Raw genomic sequence first — 22,993 nt, forward strand, 5'->3', positions numbered from 1 at the left:
ATATGAAGCTTAGTCTTAGGCGTAAACACAAAAAACGTTTAGTAAAACGTGTAAAACAACCTTTAGAAACACCTTCTGTACTTAATGAATGCTGGAGTATGGATTTTATGAGTGATGCACTCACTGATGGCAGGAAATTACGTGTATTCAATATTATTGATGATTGTAATCGAGAAGCCTTGGCAATAGATGCCGGACTTTCATATCCAGCAAGAGCAGTTGTTGAAACATTGAATAACTTGAAGGAAGAACTCGGAACACCTAAATACATAAGATGTGATAATGGACCTGAATTTATCTCTAAGACTTTTATGAACTGGTGTAAGAAAAACTTTATTGAAATAAAATACACACAACCGGGAAAGCCTATGCAAAACGGATATGTAGAACGATTCAATCGGTTCTTTAGAGAAGATGTGTTAGATGCTTATTACTTTAATGACATCTACCAACTTCAAAAAATTAGCGATAACTGGAGGGAGGATTATAACTTTAATCATCCTCATAAATCATTAGGTAACATATCTCCTAAAGAATATATGCCCAGGTTTGATTAAGAATTTAAATTCTTAATCAAACCTGATCTAAATAATAATTATTTATCGAATTTTAAGGTGTCCTAAAAAGGGGAAGCCTACACAACTACTAGAAAAAAAACCAAATCTTGAAATTAAAATGGAGGAATTTGAATTAAAAGGACAAGATGGTTGGATAAAAATATGGATTAATGAAGTGTTTGGATTCCCGAACAGAACAAGTCATTTTGGTGGCTACGACTGCATATTAGGAATTGAAATAAAAATCGGAAATTACAACGTGAAAAGCCAATTCTACTCAACTACTGGCGAACTGTTTGATTTTAGAAATAAATTCAAAATATGCCAAGCTGAACTGAATGGAATTGCAGAGTTTAACTCTTATGAAAACAATCTGGAATTGACAGTAAAATACTCGCAAGGAAAAGTTGCTATATGGGGGAAATTTCAAGAAAATTTAGCGATTGATACTATTTTGGAATTCGATTTTAATACAGACCAATCCTATTTGCAGAATACGGAAAATGAATTGAATCGGATTATTGAAAAGTACGGCGGAATGAAAGGAGTAACGGAAAAATAACAGTTGCTAACAAAGAACTGAGTTAAAAAACAAGCCTACTTCTACAGAGCTCAGCACAAGCTTTTAAGCTAATTTTCATCTATAATTCTCATCGCAATGTCTTCTTGATTTTAAGCTTTCGCGAAAGCGTCATCTTTCTTAAATACTTGTATATTTAGAGACTCAATTAAAAACAACCACCCAGGTAAACTGGCGGTCCCGATGGCTATCGGGAGTCGCACTCGCTTTATGTAGTGGCCTGTTGCCAACAATCTGAGAAATGAAAAAATATATATACTTATTGAGCACTCTTTTTATGATTGGATGCCATAGTGTTAACAAATATTATCAAAACGATGAGCTCATTATTTATGATATTAAAGATGATTTCCTTTTGAGAAGCATTAGTCTTTACAATAAAGAGCAATTAAGTGAATTTAAAAATTCGGAAATAAGGGGTTATAGAAAAAATATGATTATAATTCTGAGCAAAGATTTGAATGATCCAAATGAAAAGAAATATATAAATCATATTTTCAATGATTCGCATATTTATAATGAACCCATTTCTGGTTTTTTTATTAACGAAAAAGATACGATTCTCGTCTATTCAAAGAAGGATTGCTTTATAAACCCTTGGAAATATACAGCTGAATTTTCATCCAAAATGAAAGTGCAACTTAATGATAATGAATCTAAATACCAGCAGGAAGATGGCAGCTTTTTAGATTTTAAAAATCCTTATATATCCAATCATAGTCTATATTGGAAAGTTGAAAAAAATAAACTTTATAAAAGGACTGATGGCTTTGATCCATTTAAATTCCTTTATGGAAATAAAAATGAAAGTGGTTACGATTATGATGGCAAAGGTGATAGTCTATCATTGAAAATCGCCAAATTTAATTAGCATAAATGTGCAATTTGGTCTTGAGAACCTATATTTTGATGCTCGTAATTATGATTCTGCCCCTATGGAGATGGATAAGTATTGAATCGTTAACAAAACAGATGAGTAGGCTGTAATCAAGTTTTTAACTATAGTGCATACTGTAGCAACACTCGCAACCAATAACCTGCTTTATGCATCATTAAACTTATAAGTTAAGAATAGCCGTGGTGCGCTGCAATTCTTTATTAAAATGCTCTTTGGTGATTTCTTCCTTGTAGCTAGGTACAATTTCTTTAAGTTTTTTCTTTCCTTCTGGGGAGTTCATTATCTCAGGAAATGCTTGCTCTAGCACGTCTAGCATTATTTTGGGCGCGGTAGATGCTCCTGGAGATGCTCCAAGTAAACAAGTGATCTTACCATCAGAACCACTTACGATCTGTGTACCAAATTCTAATTTTCCGCCTTCAAACTCGTCTCGTTTTATGGTTTGTACACGCTGGCCGGCTACTTCTATGCGCCAGTCTTCGTTTTTTGCATCTTTTATAAAATTACGTAGCTCGTTCATACGGTCATCAAAGGTCATCGTTACCTGACCTATGAGGTATTTAGTAAGATCTAGATTATGCCAGAAAGCGCCTAGCATAGAAGGGATATTTTTAAAATTGACACTTTTTACGAGATCTAGATTAGACCCCTGCTTTAAAAACTTGGGACTAAAACCAGCAAAAGGGCCAAACATAAGTTGCTTCTCACCATCTACATAGCGAGTGTCTAGGTGCGGCATACTCATAGGTGGCGCGCCTTCTCCCGCTTTACTATATACTTTTGCATTGTGTTGCTCTATAAGCTCTTTGTTTTTACAAACCAGCCAGCCACCACTCACGGGAAAACCGCCAAAGCCATCCTTCTCCTCTATCTCTACAGTCTCAAGTAGTAACAACGCACCGCCGCCTGCACCTATAAAAATATGATCTGCCTCTATAGATTGTTTCTTACCTGTTTTAAGATCTTTTGTAATTGCCGTCCAGTTACCATTTTCTAATGGGTCAAGATCTTCTACCTCTTTGTGAAAGTGTACGGGTGTATCAAAGGCTGTTGCCAGTATTTCATATAAACGCTTGGTAAGCACTCCAAAGTTAACCTCTGTGCCACGATCTATACGTGATCCAGCCATTACCTCATCTTCTGTGCGATCGTGCATTATAAGCGGGAACCAGTCTCTCATCTTACTTATTTGATCTGTATACTCTATGGTGTCAAACATAAAGTGCTCTTTAAAGGCTTCAAAACGCTTTTTAAGAAACGTGACGTTCTTATCTCCTGTTACCCAACTATAATGTGGTATGGGTTTTAAAAAGCGCTGAGGATCCTCTATAAATCCTTTTTCTACGAGATGTGCCCAAAACTGTTTTGTAATTTCAAATTGCTTACAGATTTCTATGGCCTTTTTTATGGAGACAGAACCATCTTCTTGCTCTGGGCAATAATTGAGTTCGCAAAGTGCCGAGTGACCTGTACCTGCATTATTCCAAGCGGCCGAACTTTCTTGAGCAACATCACCTAGACGTTCTAAAATTAAAATACTCAAATCTGGCTTAAGCATCTTTGCCATAAGTGCAAGATTTGCACTCATAATTCCACCACCTATACAAATGAGGTCGTAATGATTTTTCGGAATTTCTCTGTTCATAAAAAAGGTTTTATGGTATAAAGGTATCGAAATCTAAACTTACAATTTGAACCCTCATTTATTAATAAAATATACAAGCTGCTATGTTGCTAAACTGGTCTCAAAAACCCAGTATAGACATCTCTTATACGTTAAATTTTAACTTAAAATGACTATTTTGAGAGCAATAGGGTTTGTCTATAAAGCATATATTTAGCATTAAACAAAAACTTTATTTAAAATCTATAAATAATTGATTATAAATGTTTAAAATAAATATGTTTAATCAAAAACTCCCACTATAAACAATGTCTATAGTGGGAGTTTTACATAAATTATGCACTACTGTAGCAGTCCTTCTATTTTTTCTATGACAGCTTGAGCAGCTCTTTCTCCAGAGATCATTGCGGCGTTAAGAGAGCCGTTAAGAAGATGGTCTCCAGCAAGAAAAATCGTGTCTTTAAGTTGCGTTTCAGACGCTTCACAATCCATACGTAAATTATCAAGTTTAGGTAGAGCTCGCGGTATAACATATGCTTTTAAGAAAGTAACATCTGTGATATTGCAGTAAGTTGCAAGCTCTGAAGTAACGGTTGTAACAAGTGCTTTTTCAGATAAATCTTGATCGTCTACTACGGTTACAGAGAGTAAATTTTTTGCTCCAGTAGTTGCAGTTTCTAGCGCATCTACATAGAAGAGGTTATTAATTCGCGTGTTCTCATCTGCTACAAGTTGGATCAAGGGTTGCTTCTTCCCTACTGCTTCCACCTCATAATATAAGTTTACACAAGACTTCCAGAGAGTCTCTTGACCTCTTAGGTTTGCTATAAACTGGCTAGCTTCTGTAGCTATAATAGTATAATCGCTCTCTAGGGCAGTTCCGTTTGTGAGTGTGATGGTGTTATCTTCTACACTTGCTACACTCGTATTAAACATAAAAGTGGTGTTTTTGAGCTGTGAAGAGAGCTGTTTAGGTATTGCTTCTATTCCGGCTTTTGGCACAGTAGCCATCCCTTCTCCAAACATTTTATATACAAACTCAAACATACGGCTTGAGGTGCTAAGCGCTGTCTCTAAGAAAATACCGCTAAAAAACGGCTTAAAGAAATCTGTAATCATCGCCTGGCTAAAGCCTCTCTTGCGCAGGTAAACTAGTGTAGAGCTTTCTGGAGAATTAAAAATCTCTTCTATAGATTTGTTTTTTAAATCCCTATTAAGTTTAAGCACTTTAACCTTGTCACCTAGTGTGCCTACAGATGAGGTCATAGTGGGTATAAGCATCTTGATACTGCGTGTAGGGTCACCTATAGATTGAGATTTACGATTTTTAAATATTGTAGCACCTGGTAAAAAAGGTTGTAGCTCTAAGGCCTTATAATCTAGATATTCCTTTGCTTTTGGGTATGCGTCTAGTAGCACTTGAAAACCGTGATCTAGCTGGTAACCGTTTACAACATCTGTCTTTACACGACCACCTGCCCTATCTGTCGCTTCTATGAGTATGGGCGCATAACCTTTGCTTTCTAGCTGTATTGCTGCAATAAGGCCGCTTATTCCTGCGCCTATGATGTGAATTTTTTGGGTAGAGTGAGTCATATATGTTTATGTAAGAGTATTGTTTTTTGCTTTCGCGAAAGCGTAAATACATTAAAATGGGTAACCAATAGCAAAATTAAAGATAGGCTCATCAAATTTAAAATCCCAGCGTTCTCCCTCTGCAAGCGATGGATCGTGAAAAGGAGCAGCGAGATCAAAACGTATTACAAAGCCCTGTACATCTACACGTAGCCCAAAACCACCACCTATACCAAGCTCGTTTATAAAATCTGAGGTAAACTTATCTTTACCCGGTAAATCTTCGTTCTCAACGCTATTCCAGATATTACCTGCATCTACAAAAAAGGCTCCTTTAAGGTAATTAAAAATAGGGAATCTATACTCTGCATTTGCCTCTAGGCGTATGTTACCTATCTGGTCAAAAAAGCTCCCGCTCTCAGAGTTACCTGTTGACGTACCAGGCCCTAAAGAGCGTATTCTAAATGCTCGCACACTGTAAGGACCACCAGAATAATACTGTTTTACAAAAGGTAATATCTCTGAGTTACCGTATGCATACCCATAACCAGCAAATAAGCGAGTGGCAATTTTTTGCTCCTTGCCAAAGTTAAAATGATATCTAAAATCTGCATCTATCTTTGCAAACTGTGCATATTCAAGTCCTAAAAAGGTGTTGTTTTCGGTATCCTCATTTTCTTGGCCAAATAGACTTACGGTGTTACCAGCAATTTCAACATTTGTATTAAGAAATACTTGATGTGTATCACTAGTATCTACCATCCCATTGTAGGTAAAACTATAGGTAAGACCGGCGATAAATTGCTGCTCAAAACTCTGTTCTAAAAATGGATTTTCAGTAAGTATCTCGTCAAAGGCTTCTGTGGTGTTAGACAATCTCGTGTAGCTTAGTGAGATAGGGTTTATTTTATGCGTCACATATTTATTTGCATCCCAAGTGTAGCCAAAGCCTGAGTTACCAGAGAGAAGCGTGTATAGCTTTGACCTATTTAAGTAATCAAAACCTAGTGCCGTAACGGTTTTTGGGATGTTGTATTTAAAGAAATCTGTATTAATCTTAATTGGGAAAATCACTCTAGGGAATACAAGCTCACTTGCAAGTCCCAGCTCAATACTGCTCAAAGACTCACCACCACCTACTTGCACTTCATAACCTGCAGAGCCTGTAATATTAAGTACTTCTCCCCCTTTAAAGAGGTTTCGGTTGCTGTAGGTAAGTGCAAGGCCTGGTCCAGCAAAATTATTAGACTTTGTAACCGCTTGTATCTCTGCTCTTATGGCTCTTTTATTAAGAGGTGATAAGTATATGTTTGCCTCTAGAATCCCTAAGCTATCTGTGCGCAGGCTATCTACTTCTTCATACTGGATATTTACAAATTTATAAGCCCCTATGGTAGATAATCTTCTGGCTGTGTTACGTGAGATATCTGGATTATAAAGCGATCCTTCTTTAAGTGTGATGTATGGAGCAAGATATTTGGGTTTAAAATAGGTCTCGTTCTGTATCATATTGAGACTATCATAGCGGACTATATTTTGCTGTAAAGTATCCTTTAGCTCATAGTTAGGATACACATTAATTTTTTGCACTTTGTAAGGCACAATGACCTTGTTAGGAACATCTTTTTTAATCTTTAAGAACATATCAAAACGCTTGTTCTTATATTGATTTGTGTCAATCTCAAAAATGAGAAACGATGGGTTAAAGTTGTAATACCCCTTTCTCTTAAGCTTGTAGTCTATGCGGTCGCGCTCTTGTTTTAGATTTGAGAGGTCATAGCGCATTCCCTTTTTGAATGGCGAACTCTTAACCGTACTTATCATCTCTCTATAAATAGGCGGCGAGAGTGTGTCTAGCTGATAGGTCTCCATACGGTATGGTGTAGGCACCTTAACAGTATATGCTATAGAGGCTCTTTTCTTTTTTTCGCTTTCGCGAAAGCGAGAACTCACATCACTATAAAAGAAGCCACGGTTCTCAAGTCTGTTTCTCAACAACGCTTCTACCTCAAACTCCTCTACATCTGACTGGTAAACGGGCACCTCTCCTATTTTTTTATTAAGCCACTTATTTATAACTCCAGGATTTTCTCGCTGTGCCTTGTAATGTATACTTAGGTTAGGATACATTCCTAAAACCTTAGTATTAGGAGAAGGTCTTAAAACACTTTCTAGCTCAGCTTTAAGTAAATTTTGATTAACTATGGTACTATCTGAGTTAATTATAACCTCACCACCCGTATATAATCGTTCTCCCTCAGGTATGTACTTTTCTACACTACAAGAAGTTGTGAAAATGGTTAATATTATGAGAATATAGTATGGAAAGTTACGGTGCTGCACGTGCTTAATCTATCTTATTAGTTTTTCTATTTTCTGGAGAGGGCTCTAGAGCTTCCTTTTCTTTTTCTTCTTCTATAAGTTGTTGCTGTTTCTTTCTTAAGATAGCATCCCACAACTGACTAAATTTATTAAACTCTTGCTGAAATATGAGCGAGATCCCACTTACAATGGTCTGCCCATCTATCACGTTTTCAAACTCACTACGTCTAAAGCCTTTGAGACGGTACTGTCCATCTTCAGTAAGTTCATATTCTAGACTTACATTGCCTATAAGCGGTGTGGCATCACCACTTGCACTCTCGCCCGCCACGTCTACACTACTTCCTACACGTACGGTAAGCTTATCGTTAAAGAATTTACGTTGTGCAGCAATATCCAGCTGCGTGCGTTCTTGTGGAGTTGTGCCTTGATAGTCCGTAAATGTATCTAGCCCAAAATCTAACTGGAACCCTGTGTTGCCTAATAATTTATCAGAAAAAATATTAAGCTGGTCAGACAGGGCATCATTAAGGTTATCTCTTGCAATACTAGCAAACCCTCCCTGACTCCCATCTGAGTTGGAGTTAGGATAAAATCTATTGAGTACTAAGAGTGAAAAGACCTGTCTGTTTAACTCTCCAGTTTGTTGATTAACTTGTTGTACGCGACTATATACCTCACCTCCTAGTGCTCCTTGCTCATCTTCTGGTAGGTCTAATGCAAAGTTTATCTCTGGACTAAGAAGGTCCCCATCTATATTTAGGTATACTAAAAACGGCAATTGTTGCCTATATTGTGACTGTGCAGCTGGATCATCACTAGTGCTAGTAATAGCCATAAGTGGCGCCGCAGAAGCATCAACCGAATATACGGCACGCACATCAAGTTTTGCATCAAAAGGATCTCCAGACCAAGATACTCGGCTGCTTGGGTCAAGCGTAAATGTGCGGTTAACCAGGTTATATAAGTTCATCTCATACTGCCCACCAGCCACGTCGTACACCCCTGTTAGATTCATACGCCCATTGGGTTGTAGTGTGAAATTTAAATCTGCATCACCATTTACCTTTAGATTATCACCTGTCTCTTCATCTATAAGTATGGTTACTTGTGCATCTCTATTTACTTTAAGTAGTGATTTTATATCAAATCCTGTAATTGTACCCGTCTCCTCTTCGGTGCGAGTGAGGATGGCGTCTGGATTTTCTCTATTAACAAACACTACAATACCATCACTAGACTCTATGTTTGCCGCTGCGGTAGGCATAATGTAGGTGATATCTGTACTACCGCCTACTGTAGCATCAAGATCTATTACCGGGATTTGTAAATCACCGGTGATGGAGGCAGTAGCGTCAAAAACCGCTATCCCGTATACAAAGTCGTTATCACCTTTTTCGGCATTAAGCGCTTGAAAGTCATTTGCAACCACTTTTAAATCAAACGTTGGGTTTATAAAACGCTCCGTACCTACAAGTCCGTCAACTGTTAGGATATTTTCTTTTGCATCACGTATCGTAAAATTTGACATTGAGATCCCTTCATTGTCTATAGAAACAGTTTCTTTAAGTAAAGTAAATGGTGCATTGAGCTTAGTTACGGTAAACGCGGCATTATTGAAGCGCAAGAAACCTTGATACTCAAGATCTACCAGCTTACCATTCATTTTAAAATTTCCATTGAGCGTTCCAGATCCATCATTAAGCTCGCCTAGAGAAAAACCATCTAAGGCTTCCATTTTGAGTTCATTAATGTCTAGATCCATATTAATGGTAGCGCCATCTATATCTGCAATGTAGTCTCCGGTAAGTTCTAGATCTGCCACACCTTCTGAAACAGCGAGATTAAAGTCGTATTTATTGCCCTTTATAGATCTCCCTGCAAGTTCTAAAATACCTAAATCTTCTCCCAGCACTCGTAGTTGCTCAACATAGATATCTGCCAGAAAACCAAAGTCACCAAAGGGTTCTTCTATCACAAAGTCACCATTGAGATTACCGCTGGCAAGTTTTTCATCTGGATTAAGATAAGCAAGAAACTCACTTAATTTAAAATTCTGAAAATCAATACCTATATGATCTTTTTCAATGGTAGGAAGTTTATCTGTAAAGGCAACCGACTGTAACTTTCGCGTAAAGCGAAAATCATTAAAAGCCAATTTCCCATCTGTAATAATAACTTCATTACTCGACGGAGTTTTCCAATCTTTTTTATTAAAAATAAGGCTGTCTTCACTTACGTGAAAACGTAAACGCTCCCTACTACCTGTAATGTCTGACTGTACTTGTATGAGCTTTTCTTCATTTGCATAGGCAAGAAAATCTAGTGAAAGCTCATTGTTAGTTTGATTTCCCTTTATACGTGTTTCTTGTATAGCGATAGGTCCTGCAGTTAAGCCGTCAAAGCCTAAATCAAAGGTAAATGCATCTCGGTCTGTGTTCATATTAAATGAGAGACTATCTAGCTCATTACCTGCATAATTAATATGTGGTGCTTTTATAGATGCATCTAGTTTACGGGTAGCCTCACTAAAATCAAGGTCAACAGCAATCGTGTCTAGATCTTTCATATTTACTAGAAAAACCTCATTGAGTAAGGGTGATTGTCTCACCTTTCCTTTAAGAACAACATTTACTGGGTTTGTAATGGTATCTTTTATAATGGCATCTCTGTAAAAATAGCTGTTTACGTGATTTTGTAAGGCTGTTGCTATCTTCGCTGGGTCAGCATTAGATCTTAAATCAAGGTTCAATATCTTGTTGTCAAATTGTACAGAAGTACTATCTTGGCGTACACGCGCAGATCCTTCTAGACTGCCTATTAAATATGTACGATCATCATAAACAATCACTCCATCATCCATTATTGCAGTTACATCATAACTCGTTGTACTGCCTTTAAAGGTACTTGCGAGTTTAAATCCGGTACGTACATCACGTTGCATTAGTCCTAGAGCTTGTAAATCTGCTCCTATGACATCGAGATTAATCGTCGCTGCTGGTGCAATTGTGTCCAGCACAACAAGGCTTGTAAGGTTTGTGTTAAGATTACTGTCTTTGTAACTTGATGTAATAGCGCCCTCACCATCTTTTATTTTACTAGTAATCGTTAAGTCTTTTATAGCATAGTCATTGTATAAAAACGATGCTACAGTAGCTTCTACATTTGCATCAAGCGTGTTTAATGAAGTGCCCGAGCCCTGGCCCTTGAGTGTGAGATTGAGGTTCCCTAAGCTATTGTTTTGAAGAAGCTCACCTAGGTTGTACTCTTCTATTGCCAGTGTGGTGTTAAAAGCAATAGTATTATCATTTTTAAAAGTACCATCTATGGTTGCGAGACCTTGTGTAGTCGTAAGCCTTGTAGTAGTCGTAATGTCTGCAAGGTTACCTTTTGCGGCAGCTACTAGCTTTATGTCTTGCGGCAGATTAATACTCAAAGAATCTGTTGCTATAAATTTTGATATGTCGTTCTTACTAGTAGAAGCATTAATGTTAGGTAGATTATAATATAGGTTCTCTATATCGTTTATATTTTTAAGGTTACCATTTGCCTTTAAATCAGTGTTAGACCATCTCAAAGCAAGATTAGGAACAGTCAAATCTGCTAGCGTGCCTGATGCCGTTATCGCCCCAGCAATGCGATTTTTACTTACTGTCTGTAAATACGTATTAGTTCTTAGAGATGGTTGAAATAGAAATAAATCACCCAGCCCTACTTTAACATCTGTAATGTTGATGTCTAATCGTACATCTTCTGGTTGTGTCGCTATCTTATTTAGTGAAGGGTAACTCATCACGATATCTCCTCTCAGTGAGTTTGAGTTGATAGTCGCATTCATATTTTCAAGCTGTAAATCTGTATCTGAAACAAGAAAATTTGTAGAAACTGATTTGACATAAATACCAGAGACTTCTCTTCCAGAAAGACTTTTTACGTTACCACCCGCCACAAAATCTTTTAGATAAGTATTTGTACTTTCTAGATTCACATTAGAAAGAAACACAGCTTCGGGATTAAAAACACCTTTTGTAGCGGCTGCTCCATTTACGGTATATCGTATACTTGTATTAGTTACGCTAGCCTTATCTACTGTAATGTTATAGTCTGGAAATAGCGAATTGCTAGATTCAATAGGTACTTGTGATCCGGTAGTACTAGACATATCAATACCTATCGCGCTATCATTTATTAAAATGTCATTTATAGCAATGACAAAGCTGTTAAAATCTGCTTTTGGAATATTTGTTTCAAGCTCTTTAAAGTCAAAATCAAAAGACACGCCTGCCTCCTCACCTGTGTAGTTTCCGCTTACGTCTTTTAGGGTAAGTTTGTTAAAAGCTAGGTATGGTAGTGGTATTTCTTCGGCATCTGGGTCTGAGGGTACTTGTACCTGATTAATCTTAATTTGAGCATTTTCTATATATCCCTCACTGGCAGTAAATCTCATCTCGTCAAGATTTACTGTATCTGGTGATATGCGTAACTCTTTAAAAGTGTACCTACTATCTATACCCGTAACAACATCGTTATACACTACGTCAAAATCTTTGAGATCTAGATCACCTATAATAAGATCCATTGGTGCCGTGCTAGTCGTATCTGTTTGTTGAGATGGTGGAGTTGCAAAAGCAGCTGCAATGAAGTTAAAGTTGAATCCGCTTATTGTATCTTTTCTAATAATATTTGCTCGTACACCTTCCCATTGTGCATTCTCTATGCCTATGCCTGTGCCATTTATGATGGGCCATAAAGGAACATCTGCCTCTAGAGACCTACTGTATACTAGCGTATCACCTTGCTTATCTTCTAGATATAGCCCTTCGATAGCAATATCTCCATCAAAGGTTATGAAAGCCCTTTCAAGCTCAACCTTAGTTTGCGTTTTTTCAGAAAAATAACTTACAGCTTTAGAAACTACAATGTTTTGTCCCCATTCACTTCTTATAAATAAAAGAAGGAATATAATAAGTATAAGAAGCACGAGTAGTATACGTGCTATAATGCGTAGCCACCTAAATTTTTTTTTAGGTTTTTGTGTTTTTAGCTCTTTGTTTTCAGGGTTTGTCACCAGAGGCATCAATTTTTTAACAAATTAACGCCGTTTGCTCATTTTAACATAATTTGCCGCTGTAAAGTATTGTTAAAACGAGGGCTAGCAATCTAAAAGGGTGTTAAATAAAAAGGTGATTTACGCTTTCGCGAAAGCGGAATACTATCTCAATTATCTCAATAATGAAAAGTGACCTCTAAAGATGCGACCATCCTCAAGCTCGACTAAATACCAGTAATCATCTGGTGGAAGTTCAGCTCCATTGTAAATTCCATTCCATCCATTATCCATTGCACGAGATTGATACATAGACTTCCCATAGCGATCGAAAATAAAGAAACGCACTGTGGTATTGGTGTCTTGCCCGGCGCCTTCAAGTTTCCAAGTATCATTTATACCATCACCGTTAGGTGTAAAATAGGTAGGAAAACCTATAACAGAGACCTCTTTTGCAGTTATACCGCAACCGTTTACATCACGAACAAAGAGATTGTAAAGACCTGCGGGCACGTTTTGAAAAGTAGGTGATTCTTGATATGGACCAAAGATATTTCCAATTGCATTTTCATAAACGCCTGTACCTTCTACAGTGATCGTTACGGTATTGTTTTCTCCTCCGTCTACAACCGAAACATTAGTTATAGTTGCTGTACTTGATGGAGTTACATTAATACTTCTTGAAGACTCACAGCCATTAGCTCCTACGGCGGTTACTATATAGCTCCCCGGTTCATTAATCGCAATAGTTGATGTGTTATCTATAAGTAGCGTGCCATTATGCTGCCAGGCATACTGTAAACCAGCAGTATTGCTTATTACTCCCGCACTAAGCGTTATAGTCTCAGGAAAGTTATTTGTACAATAAAAACGCAATTCATCATCGGCCATTACTGGTGGAGACAGAATAACTATATCTGCCGTTGTGATAGAAAGGCACTGCCCATTATCATTAACACGGATATAAATGGTTTGATTAAAAGCCTCTGTGTTAGTAAATGAAGTAGTGATTTCCCCTTGCTGATTAAATGCATCCTCCTCGTTCTCATAAAAGCTTACGGTTGCTCCTGCAGGCACTTGGTTTTGTACCTGTGATGAGAGCGTGCTTAAATCAATCTCTGTAATACCATCTATAATTCCATCTGTATCGCACACCTCTAAGGCATCTAGTACTAGTGTCTCGTTACCCGTAGTAAGCTGTACGCTAGCAATAGCGCTGCATCCTGCTTGTGAAGCAACTCGTGCATATACAACCTGATTTACTTGTGTGTTTTGAAATGTGTTAGGATTTCCAATTACATTTACTTCACTTTCGGCATCTGAAAGGTTGTTATAAAATCCAGTTATGATAAGGCTACTATCGTTAACAGTTACGTCATCTAAAGCGTCAAATAAGTTATACTGCGATAAGCCGTCTCCATTTGCATCACACTGCTGTAACGTACTATTAGAAACAGTAGGGTTTTGAACAAACTCTATTGTGACTTCACCAAAGGCTTCACAACCATTATCTAGAACAACTTCTACAGTATAAAATCCACCTTGACTAACTGTAAGGTCGTTTGAAGTTTCTGATAGTGGTATACCGTCACGTTGCCACATAAATGCTGTTGCAAGAGGTTCGTTTACTACAAGTGTGGTTTCTCCTGCACCGCAAATGGGATTACCACCCGCTACAGTTCTATCTGGACCTAAATCTGTACCTAACTGAAAACTTCCCGCCTCTAAAAAGACAGCAGAGTCATATCTAAAGTTTTGCTCATCTGCTATTACTAACTTAACTTGATAGTTTAAGTTAGGTTGTATAATTGCTTTTGCTTCAATGACTTTGGTTTGTCCATTAAAGTTAATAGGTGCTGCGTTTCCATTAAAGCTTTCAAAATAAAACTCGTTTATGGCAGGACAGCCATTAGGTATTTCTGGGTGTACGGTTGTAACTTTTACAGGGGTAGTTGTGTCTGGTACTAAGGCTATATTTTCATACCCTTGCTCGCCTTCTTCTCTTATAAGAAACCCAAATAAATCTGAAAAATTACAAGTGTTAGGATTACCTTCTTGATACTCTTCTGAGGCAAATAGATATCTAAAACGTACCTCTGAGGCTGTAGATTGAAAAGTAAACTCTAGTATAGTAGCATTAGTCGTATTTTGCTCATCAAGTACAAACTCAAGATCTGCATCTCCTAGCCAGTCTGGAGCATCATCATCACTGAGACTCGTGTTAGGACCTTGCACATTCTGCAATCTTCCGGTACTTAAAACAATTCCTTCTTGAAGAGGGAAGTTACTACCGTTTGCATTAAAGTAGCCATAGCTCTGCTCCTGACCTCCAAAATCTCCTCCTACAATGTTTGTGACCTGTATGTCTGAGATACAGTTACTATTTATGAGAATATCTTCTATTAATTGCTGTGGAGTATATGTTTGACTATCTACCACCACGTTTTGTGCTATGAGACTTGTAGATATAATAAGAAAGCAAAAAACTATAAAGTGTCGCATTATTATTTTATGGATGGTACAAATGTAAATACTACGACTATTATATCGCAATGAACTTTATAATAACAAAGTGATGAATCTTAAACGTAAGGCAATAAAAAAAGCGAACTTAAAAGTTCGCTTTTCTTAATCGTAATATTATTTTTAACTCAAAGATTCCATATCGATTACAAATCGGTACTTCACATCGTTGTTTTGCACACGCTCATAAGCCTCATTAATACTAGACATATCTATCATCTCAATATCACTTACAATATTGTGTTCACCACAAAAATCAAGCATTTCTTGAGTTTCTTTTATGCCTCCTATAAGAGACCCAGCTACACTTTTACGACCAGAGATAAGGTTACCACCGTGCACATCTGGTAGCGGCTCTATGGCTCCTACCATACACATTGTACCATCTATAGCTAGTAGCTCTAGGTATGGGTTAATGTCGTGGCTTACTGGTACTGTATTAAGAATAAAGTCAAAAGATCCTTTATGAGACTTCATAGCGTCTTTATCTTTTGAGATAAGTACATCATCTGCACCTAGCCTTTTTGCATCATCAGCTTTGCCTTCAGAAGTTGTAATCATTACTGTCTCTGCTCCCATTGCGTGAGAAAATTTAAGTCCCATATGACCTAAACCTCCTAGACCTACAACCCCTACTTTCATTCCTTCTTTTACACCCCAGTGATGTAATGGAGAGAAAGTTGTAATACCAGCACATAATAATGGTGCAACTGCCTTTGTGTCTAGATTTTTTGGGATGTTAAGTACAAAATTTTGATCAACCACCACCTCTTGAGAATATCCTCCAAAGGTGTGTCCATCTGTATGCTTGTCTTTACTATTGTAAGTCCACGTAGCGCCGTTGAGACAAAATTGCTCTAGATCACTCTCGCAAGATGAGCACTCCTGGCAAGAATCTACTAGACATCCTACTCCTACTAGGTCTCCTTTTTTAAATTTTGAAACCTCGTCTCCTACTTCTATTACCTCACCTACAATCTCGTGACCAGGTACAACTGGGTACATAGAAGGTCCCCAGTCGCTACGCACAGTGTGTATGTCACTGTGACAAACGCCACAATAGGTTATTTTAATTTTTACATCTGTGGGCAAGGTGTCACGACGTTCTATTGTCATTTCCTTTAAATCTGCCTCTTTATCTTGAGCACCGTATGCTTTTACTTCTGTCATAATAATTTTTTTAAACTAATTAGTTAGTGTTTTGCTTTCGCGAAAGCATAATTACAACCACTTTTTGTAATTTACTTGCTTTCTTCTAGCGTTGGGTAATCTGTGTATCCTTCTTTACCTGGAGTATAAAATGTATCTTGATCTAGCTCATTAAGTGAAGCATCTTTTTCAAATCGTGTTACCAAATCTGGATTTGCAATAAATTTACGCCCAAAGGCAATAAGATCTCCTTTATTATCTTCTAAGTCTTTATTTGCCTCTTGAGCATCATAGCCTCCACTTAAAATAAGTAGGCCATTATAATTGTCACGTATATTAGTACGTATGTCATCTGGTAAAGCTGGTGCACCCATTGAGCCGTGATTTACGAGATGTATATATAGTACATCTAGTTTTTCTAACTCTTTTGATAGATAATCAAATGTCTCTTCTTTCCCCTCAAAAGGTCCTAAATCATTCATCGCACCATTAGGAGATAAGCGTATACCTACTTTATCTTTTCCTATAGCCTCAATAACTTTTGCAGTGACTTCTAGTGTTAATCTGCTTCTATTTTCGGCAGAGCCTCCGTAGTTGTCTGTTCTTTTATTTGTACCTGCGTTTACAAATTGGTCCAGTAAATAGCCGTTTGCGCTGTGTACCTCTACTCCGTCAAAACCAGCTTCTATAGCATTTTTTGCCGCTTGTACATATTCATCAATCACAGTATTAATATCGTCTTGAGTCATCGCAGTAGGCTTTGGGATTTCTAACTCACCCTTACCGTCTACATACATCTTTGTATCTTCTGGTTGTATGGCAGATGGTGCAAGTATTTTGGCTTCTTCTGGCATATTATCTGGATGCGAGATTCTACCCGTATGCATAAGCTGCATAAAGATCTTTCCACCTTTATTGTGAACGGCCTCTGTTGCAGGTTTCCAAGCTTCTACTTGATCGCTATTATAAATACCTGGTATGCGTGCATAGCCCACACCGTTAGGCGAAGGAGCTGTTCCTTCTGTAATTATTAATCCAGCACCAGCACGTTGCCCGTAATAGAGTGACATTATCGCTGTAGGTATATGTTCTTGCGTAGCTCTAGACCTTGTGAGAGGTGCCATTACTACTTTATTTTTAAGAGATAAACGCTCAGTATTGAGCGGTGATAATAGTTGGCTGTTAGTATCCATAGTTTCTTTTTTTAACAAATTTAGAGCGTCTCAACGTGCTTCTCCGTTAATGCGTTGTTAAATGAAAATAAAGGGTTTCACAAAGAATTTCACTTTCGTGAAAATGGAAACTCTCACTATTTAAGCAGAGCAATAGACAATAGATTATGTATTTTTAAATTGCGACAAGCATAGAAAAACAGATATATAATTTAAAATAATACAGTTATGGCTACCAAAGATATGATCCTCAATAAACTGCAAATCCTCATAACTCAAGAATTTGATAGCCCAGAGCAGGCTTTTGCATTTTTTGATAAAGATGGAAATGGGACACTGTCTAAAAGCGAAATCAAAACCCTGCTAAAAAAAGCTGAAATAAGCGGATTTATAAGATCTATCGTGGCAAATGCCTTAATAGATGGGTATAGCAAAGATGGAAATGATAATGTGAGCTGGGAAGAATTTAAGGCAGCACTTGATGAAATTAAGGATAAAGACTAATGAGTTCACAATTTTTCCAATAGAGTGCATATTTTAATCCATTTTTTTGGAATAATTCCTAATAATCAAAAATAAAGTGTAGTTTTGTTACTCAATTATGACTGAGTTAGCACCTACATATCATTGCATTATAGACGTTGAGACTACAGGTAAAGGAATAAACGGTAATCGCATTACCGAGTTTTGCGCCGTACGTCTTAAGGATGGAGAAATAATAGACAAGTTTACATCGCTTGTAAATCCTGAGCAATACATTCCACCATTTATTACTAATCTTACTGGTATAGATGATGCAATGGTAGAAGATGCACCCCTCTTTGAAGAAATCGCTCAGCGTGTTTTGGAAATTACAGAGGGTGCCATTTTTGTAGCTCACAATGTCAACTTTGACTTTAATGTAATTAAGGGAGAATTTAAAAGACTAGGTGTTTCATTTGTGCGTAAAAAGTTGTGCACGGTACGTCTTTCGCGGAAGCTTATTCCTAATTTGTTTAGTTACTCACTAGGTAATCTTTGTGCGTCAATAGGGATTCCTCTTAATAACAGACACCGAGCAGAAGGTGATACAGATGCTACTGTTATTCTTTTTAAAAGGTTGCTAGATCTAGATGAGGACAAAAAGGTTATGAACGCATTTTTAAATGTACGGTCTAAAGAGGCTACATTACCTCCTCACCTACCTTCACGTATTATTCAAGAGCTTCCAGAAACGGCAGGGATTTATTTATTTAAAGATCGTGCCGGTAAAATCATTTATGTAGGGAAAGCGATTAATATCAAGAAGCGCGTATTATCGCATTTTTATGATAAAAAGAATAAGGAATATCTCCTAGGTCAAGAAACATATCAAATAGATTATGAAGTGACAGGTAATGAACTCTGCGCACTACTTCTAGAATCTGAATATATTGAACAATATTTTCCAAAATTTAATAGAGCACAAAAAATACCGGTAAGTACATATACCATTGTGTCTTACGAGAATAGAAAAGGAATACTACAGCTAGCAGTTGCAAAGTCTAAGTATCGTGCAAGTGCAACAGATAAAGTTTATACTAAAGCAAAGGCCACAGAGCGTTTAATGGAACTGTGTAATACATATCATCTATGCGCCCGTTTTTGTGGGTTACAAGCCACTTTTGGTCAGTGTTCACATTACCGTCTTAAAGGTTGTAAAGGAGTGTGTAATGACGAAGAAGCCGTCGCAGATTATAACGAGCGAGTACATCAAGCGCTAGCGGCTTATTACTCAGAAAATGAAACATATCTCATTAAAGAACGTGGACGTACTGAAGATGAAACGGCTTTTATCTACATAGATAAAGGGGTTTATAAAGGTTTTGGTTTTGTACCAGAGACAGAGCAGTTCAGTCATTTTGATGACGTGGCATCATATCTTAATCTTAAGAAAAGTACCTACCACACAGATGTTATTTTGAGAAGTTACCTGCGTAGACATAAAAACCCAAGTATAATTCCCCTAGCTATTTCTGCCTGATATGAATACCACATTAGATTACAAAACCTACTACCTACAGCTACCGGATACACTAGCACAAAAATATCCAGAGCTCAATTTTGAGAATCACTGTTACTTACGCATTGCGTTAGACAACGTAGTTGGTACAAAATGGGATAAACGTATAGCACGACCCGCATACAAGAACTTATCTACAGAGCAACGCGCTCTTGTCATATCGTATTTATCTACCTATCTAGATGATAAAAGCACACTACTGTCTCATAATATGATATCACTAGCATACAGAGGTAAACTTGCGTAACTAGTCATAATACGCATTTACTAAGAATTGTAAGAGGTGATACCAGCATTAGTTGTAGTTTTGTGCTTCTTAAAAGCACAAGGAAATACTTAATCATTCTTATTGTGCTCAAATACAATTTTATGCACCCAGATAATAAGAATATAGGTCCTTACCTCTTTAAACAATTACGTAAAGCAAATAAGGAGCTTGCACCTCATATACTTGAAACTAACAGAGGTATTCAAACCATAGATTTTTCAAACCCCAAAGCTGTTTTAGAGCTTAATAGAGCCATCTTACTCAATGATTACTCTCTTAACTGGTATGACATTCCAAAGGGATATCTGGCGCCTGCAATACCTGGTCGTGCAGATTACATCTTATATCTTAAAGACTTTCTTAATACAGATAAGCAAGCTCAAGGCCTTGATGTAGGTACTGGTGCAAACTTCATCTACCCATTACTAGGAGGATCATTATTTAACTGGAAAATGAAAGGTGTCGATATAGACCCAAAGGCCGTACAAAACGCAAACTTATTACTAGAGAAAAACACCCACCTCAAAGGTTTTCTCTCTGCTATATACCAGCAACAAAGAGCTCAAATTTTTGAAGGTGCTATTCTACCTGGTGAGCAGTATGACTTTACAATGTGTAACCCTCCTTTTTATAGCTCAGAAAAAGAGGCTTTTAAGGCAACTAAAGAAAAATCAAAAAACCTAAAGCTTAAAGAGGTTGAACGTAACTTTGCAGGGCAATCTAACGAGCTGTGGTGTAACGGTGGTGAGGCACTATTTATAAAGCGTATGGTAAAAGAAAGTGTACACTTTAAAGATCAAGTAGGCTGGTTTACTACCCTAGTATCAAAAAGCGAGCACTTGCCTAAAATAAGAAAGCAACTAGAAAAACTTAAGGCAGAGCATAAAACGGTAGATATGTCTCAGGGTAATAAGAAATCAAGATTTCTAGCTTGGCGTTTTAAAGAGTAATTAGTGATGAAATTTACGGTCAGGTATGCTTAGTTCTTCACTCACAAGATAATCTGAGATTCTTCGTTTTTCACCAAATTGTTTATGAGTAAAGGATAGGTGTAAAGAATCTTTACTAGCATAAAAGATTCTAAAATCCTTATAATCTTCGTCTATATGAAGGAGTTCTTTGAGTTTTACACTCGTTATTCTAATATGAGTATATCCTAGACTATCTTTTATGATACTCCAAGTGCCAGATAAAGATGGCCCACAAGATGGGTGTTGTGCGTTATTATCAGTTACAGTGCCATTGCTATAAAAGCTTTGCCTGTAGTGTAAAAAACAATCTCCCATATTCATACGGGTTTTACCATTATACCTTTTGGCAAGTTTCCAAGTCTTTACACTATCACCCGCGATAAGATTTTTAATATCACTTGTAACCTGAAATGGAGTAGATTTCTTATTTGTACAAGAAGTTATAAATAAGACAATAACGAGGGAGACTAGTAATTTTTGCATTATTAAATATAAGAATTATAATGAATCCTATACTTTCGTTAGACTATCTCACAATCTATGCATAGACACTTTAAATTGTTCAAACCGTATGGTTATTTAAGTCAGCTCATTACTAATGATGCAAGGCAAGCTCGTAAAAAAAAGTTTTTAAAAGAGTTTTATGATTTTCCAGAAGGCACAATGGCTGTGGGGCGACTGGATGAGCACTCTGAGGGACTATTGTTTATGACTACAGACGGTAAGCTATCTCACACTATTAACACATCTGGGATAGAAAAAGAGTATTATGCTCAGGTAGATGGCGCTATTACAGATGAGGCTATTCTCGCATTAACTCAAGGAGTAGAAATAAGTGTAGAGGGTAAAAAATATACAACAAAACCTTGTAAAGCTAGGCGCATAGATGGTGATCCTGGTTTTCCAGAACGTGCAAAAAAGATAAGAGACTTGCGACACGGCCCAGCGCCGTGGATCTCAATCACCATTACTGAAGGTAAATTTAGACAAGTACGTAAGATGACTAGTGCGGTAGGTTTTGCTACACTACGACTTGTAAGAATAAGAATAGGCTCACAAACCCTTGTGGGTCTGGAGCCTAGCCAAGTTATTGAGGTAAAAGAATTACTTTAAATAATCTTATTAACGCGCACGGCGTTCATCCCTTTTTGTCCTCTTTCTATTTCGTAAGAAACTTTGTTTCCTTCCTTAAGTTCTCCTTCTATAACTTCAGATATGTGAACGAAGTACTTTTCTGGAGTATCTGCATCTTTAATAAATCCAAAACCTTTTGAAGAGTCAAAAAACTCAACAAATCCAGTTTTTATTGGATCTGGTTCATCACCTTCTTCTTTTTTAGGAATTCCTAAAACGATGTCTTCTACATCTACTTCTTCTTTCAGTGACGGGTCTGGTGGAGTATCCACTAGTTGACCTAGGTGGTTTACGTATACAAATTCATTTAATTTTTCTCCGCTCTCTTTACGGGCAAGTTTTTTCTTGCGTTTGTCTTCTGCTTTTTTAAGCCTCTTCTTTTCTCTTTCTTTTTTACCAAAGGTTTCTTGTGGTCTAGCCATTAACTCTTTTATCGTGTTTAATTATTACGTTGCGAGAATATCTCTTAACGTTCACATATTAGTCGCTATTTATTATAAGAACTTACATAAATAACTGTGACTCTGCTTGTAGTATGCTTTGCCGTACATTGTGATTATTGTAAAGATAGCAATTAAAAGTGGTTTTTACGCTTTCGCGAAAGCGTAATTATTCTTACAACACACTACTACGTTGTATTAAGAGCTTACTTACATAAGATATAGAAGTCTTTTAGGGTGTAATGCCAAATATTATAACCGGCCACTATTTTAACAAGTCTGTTATCTTTTTCTTAGTGGCGGGTTAAAATAGATTTGAAAGGCGGTACATAGTTGTAACTTTAATAAAAAAGAACATTATGAAACCAATGAAAGATACAAACAATAAGCTCAAGGAAGAACAAAATGATACCACTTATAACTCTGATGTTACTCCAGAAGATCTTAAAGTTTTAGGTCAAGATTTTGAAAACAACATACGCCAAGATGGTGGCGATGATGTAGCTCTTAGTAATAGATCAGAAAAAGTAGACTTTGCTGGCAAAGACCTAGATGTACCAGGAAGAATGCAGGCCAGTAAGAAAACTACAAACCGAATTAAAGATGAAGAAAATATGCTCTATAGCCAAGGAGGTGAGTCTAATGAAAACTTAGAAGAGCAAAGTAGCCAATACACACAATAAGACAATTGT

18 protein-coding genes are annotated in these 22,993 nt (G+C 37.1%); 9 read left to right on the forward strand and 9 right to left on the reverse strand.

Features of this window, described 5'->3' with window-relative positions:
- From ACFO5T_RS00015 to ACFO5T_RS00025, 3 genes are all read left to right on the forward strand, one after another.
- On the forward strand, positions 1-557 hold a 557-nt coding region (locus ACFO5T_RS00015; RefSeq protein WP_380030947.1), incomplete at its 5' end, for a transposase.
- A 118-nt stretch (positions 558-675) separates the two neighbouring features.
- Positions 676-1,119, forward strand: a complete 444-nt coding sequence (locus ACFO5T_RS00020; protein ID WP_380030949.1) for a WapI family immunity protein — start codon at positions 676-678, stop codon at positions 1,117-1,119.
- Positions 1,120-1,378: 259 nt separating this feature from the next.
- Complete coding sequence (locus ACFO5T_RS00025; RefSeq protein ID WP_380030951.1) at positions 1,379-2,008, forward strand: hypothetical protein; 630 nt, start codon at positions 1,379-1,381, stop codon at positions 2,006-2,008.
- Positions 2,009-2,195: 187 nt separating this feature from the next.
- Here ACFO5T_RS00025 and mqo read toward each other — a convergent pair whose 3' ends face one another.
- From mqo to ACFO5T_RS00060, 7 genes are all read right to left on the reverse strand, one after another.
- Complete coding sequence (gene mqo, locus ACFO5T_RS00030; RefSeq protein WP_380030953.1) at positions 2,196-3,680, reverse strand: malate dehydrogenase (quinone); 1,485 nt, start codon at positions 3,678-3,680, stop codon at positions 2,196-2,198.
- 321 nt (positions 3,681-4,001) lie between these two features.
- On the reverse strand, positions 4,002-5,255 hold the full coding sequence (locus tag ACFO5T_RS00035; protein WP_380030955.1) for an NAD(P)/FAD-dependent oxidoreductase: 1,254 nt from the start codon (positions 5,253-5,255) through the stop codon (positions 4,002-4,004).
- 51 nt (positions 5,256-5,306) lie between these two features.
- Positions 5,307-7,577, reverse strand: a complete 2,271-nt coding sequence (gene tamL / locus ACFO5T_RS00040; RefSeq protein ID WP_380030957.1) for a translocation and assembly module lipoprotein TamL — start codon at positions 7,575-7,577, stop codon at positions 5,307-5,309.
- A 4-nt stretch (positions 7,578-7,581) separates the two neighbouring features.
- Positions 7,582-12,624 (reverse strand): translocation/assembly module TamB domain-containing protein, encoded by a 5,043-nt coding sequence (locus ACFO5T_RS00045; RefSeq protein WP_380030960.1) that lies wholly within the window; start codon positions 12,622-12,624, stop codon positions 7,582-7,584.
- Positions 12,625-12,777: 153 nt separating this feature from the next.
- On the reverse strand, positions 12,778-15,105 hold the full coding sequence (locus ACFO5T_RS00050) for a T9SS type B sorting domain-containing protein (RefSeq protein WP_380030963.1): 2,328 nt from the start codon (positions 15,103-15,105) through the stop codon (positions 12,778-12,780).
- Between the two features lie 144 nt (positions 15,106-15,249).
- On the reverse strand, positions 15,250-16,296 hold the full coding sequence (locus tag ACFO5T_RS00055) for an NAD(P)-dependent alcohol dehydrogenase (RefSeq protein WP_380030965.1): 1,047 nt from the start codon (positions 16,294-16,296) through the stop codon (positions 15,250-15,252).
- A 71-nt stretch (positions 16,297-16,367) separates the two neighbouring features.
- Positions 16,368-17,468 (reverse strand): alkene reductase, encoded by a 1,101-nt coding sequence (locus tag ACFO5T_RS00060; protein ID WP_380030967.1) that lies wholly within the window; start codon positions 17,466-17,468, stop codon positions 16,368-16,370.
- A 207-nt stretch (positions 17,469-17,675) separates the two neighbouring features.
- On the opposite strand from ACFO5T_RS00060, the gene ACFO5T_RS00065 reads away from it, so the two are divergent.
- From ACFO5T_RS00065 to rlmF, 4 genes are all read left to right on the forward strand, one after another.
- Positions 17,676-17,951: an EF-hand domain-containing protein gene (locus ACFO5T_RS00065; RefSeq protein ID WP_021779085.1), complete on the forward strand. Its 276-nt coding sequence runs from the start codon at positions 17,676-17,678 to the stop codon at positions 17,949-17,951.
- Positions 17,952-18,048: 97 nt separating this feature from the next.
- Positions 18,049-19,449 (forward strand): exonuclease domain-containing protein, encoded by a 1,401-nt coding sequence (locus tag ACFO5T_RS00070; RefSeq protein ID WP_380030970.1) that lies wholly within the window; start codon positions 18,049-18,051, stop codon positions 19,447-19,449.
- 1 nt (position 19,450) lies between these two features.
- On the forward strand, positions 19,451-19,735 hold the full coding sequence (locus ACFO5T_RS00075; protein WP_299149554.1) for an acetyltransferase: 285 nt from the start codon (positions 19,451-19,453) through the stop codon (positions 19,733-19,735).
- 122 nt (positions 19,736-19,857) lie between these two features.
- A complete protein-coding gene (gene rlmF, locus ACFO5T_RS00080) occupies positions 19,858-20,706 on the forward strand; it encodes a 23S rRNA (adenine(1618)-N(6))-methyltransferase RlmF (protein ID WP_380030972.1) in 849 nt (282 codons plus the stop codon).
- On the opposite strand, the gene ACFO5T_RS00085 is transcribed toward rlmF, so the two are convergent.
- Positions 20,707-21,210 carry a lipocalin family protein gene (locus ACFO5T_RS00085; protein ID WP_380030975.1) on the reverse strand — a complete coding sequence of 168 codons (504 nt, stop codon included), beginning with the start codon at positions 21,208-21,210 and terminating at the stop codon, positions 20,707-20,709.
- 57 nt (positions 21,211-21,267) lie between these two features.
- Here ACFO5T_RS00085 and ACFO5T_RS00090 point away from each other — a divergent pair, with 57 nt between their 5' ends.
- The gene (locus ACFO5T_RS00090; protein ID WP_380030977.1) at positions 21,268-21,840 is read left to right on the forward strand and encodes a pseudouridine synthase; all 573 of its coding nucleotides are present in this window, start codon (positions 21,268-21,270) and stop codon (positions 21,838-21,840) included.
- On the opposite strand, the gene ACFO5T_RS00095 is transcribed toward ACFO5T_RS00090, so the two are convergent.
- A complete protein-coding gene (locus tag ACFO5T_RS00095) occupies positions 21,837-22,283 on the reverse strand; it encodes a cold-shock protein (RefSeq protein WP_380030979.1) in 447 nt (148 codons plus the stop codon). The two genes, ACFO5T_RS00090 and ACFO5T_RS00095, sit on opposite strands and share 4 nt — an antisense overlap.
- A 386-nt stretch (positions 22,284-22,669) precedes the next feature.
- Here ACFO5T_RS00095 and ACFO5T_RS00100 point away from each other — a divergent pair, with 386 nt between their 5' ends.
- The gene (locus ACFO5T_RS00100) at positions 22,670-22,984 is read left to right on the forward strand and encodes a hypothetical protein (RefSeq protein WP_380030981.1); all 315 of its coding nucleotides are present in this window, start codon (positions 22,670-22,672) and stop codon (positions 22,982-22,984) included.
- The last annotated feature ends 9 nt before the right edge of the window (positions 22,985-22,993 follow it).

It is taken from the genome of Dokdonia genika, assembly GCF_042652845.1.
Taxonomy (GTDB): domain Bacteria; phylum Bacteroidota; class Bacteroidia; order Flavobacteriales; family Flavobacteriaceae; genus Dokdonia; species Dokdonia donghaensis.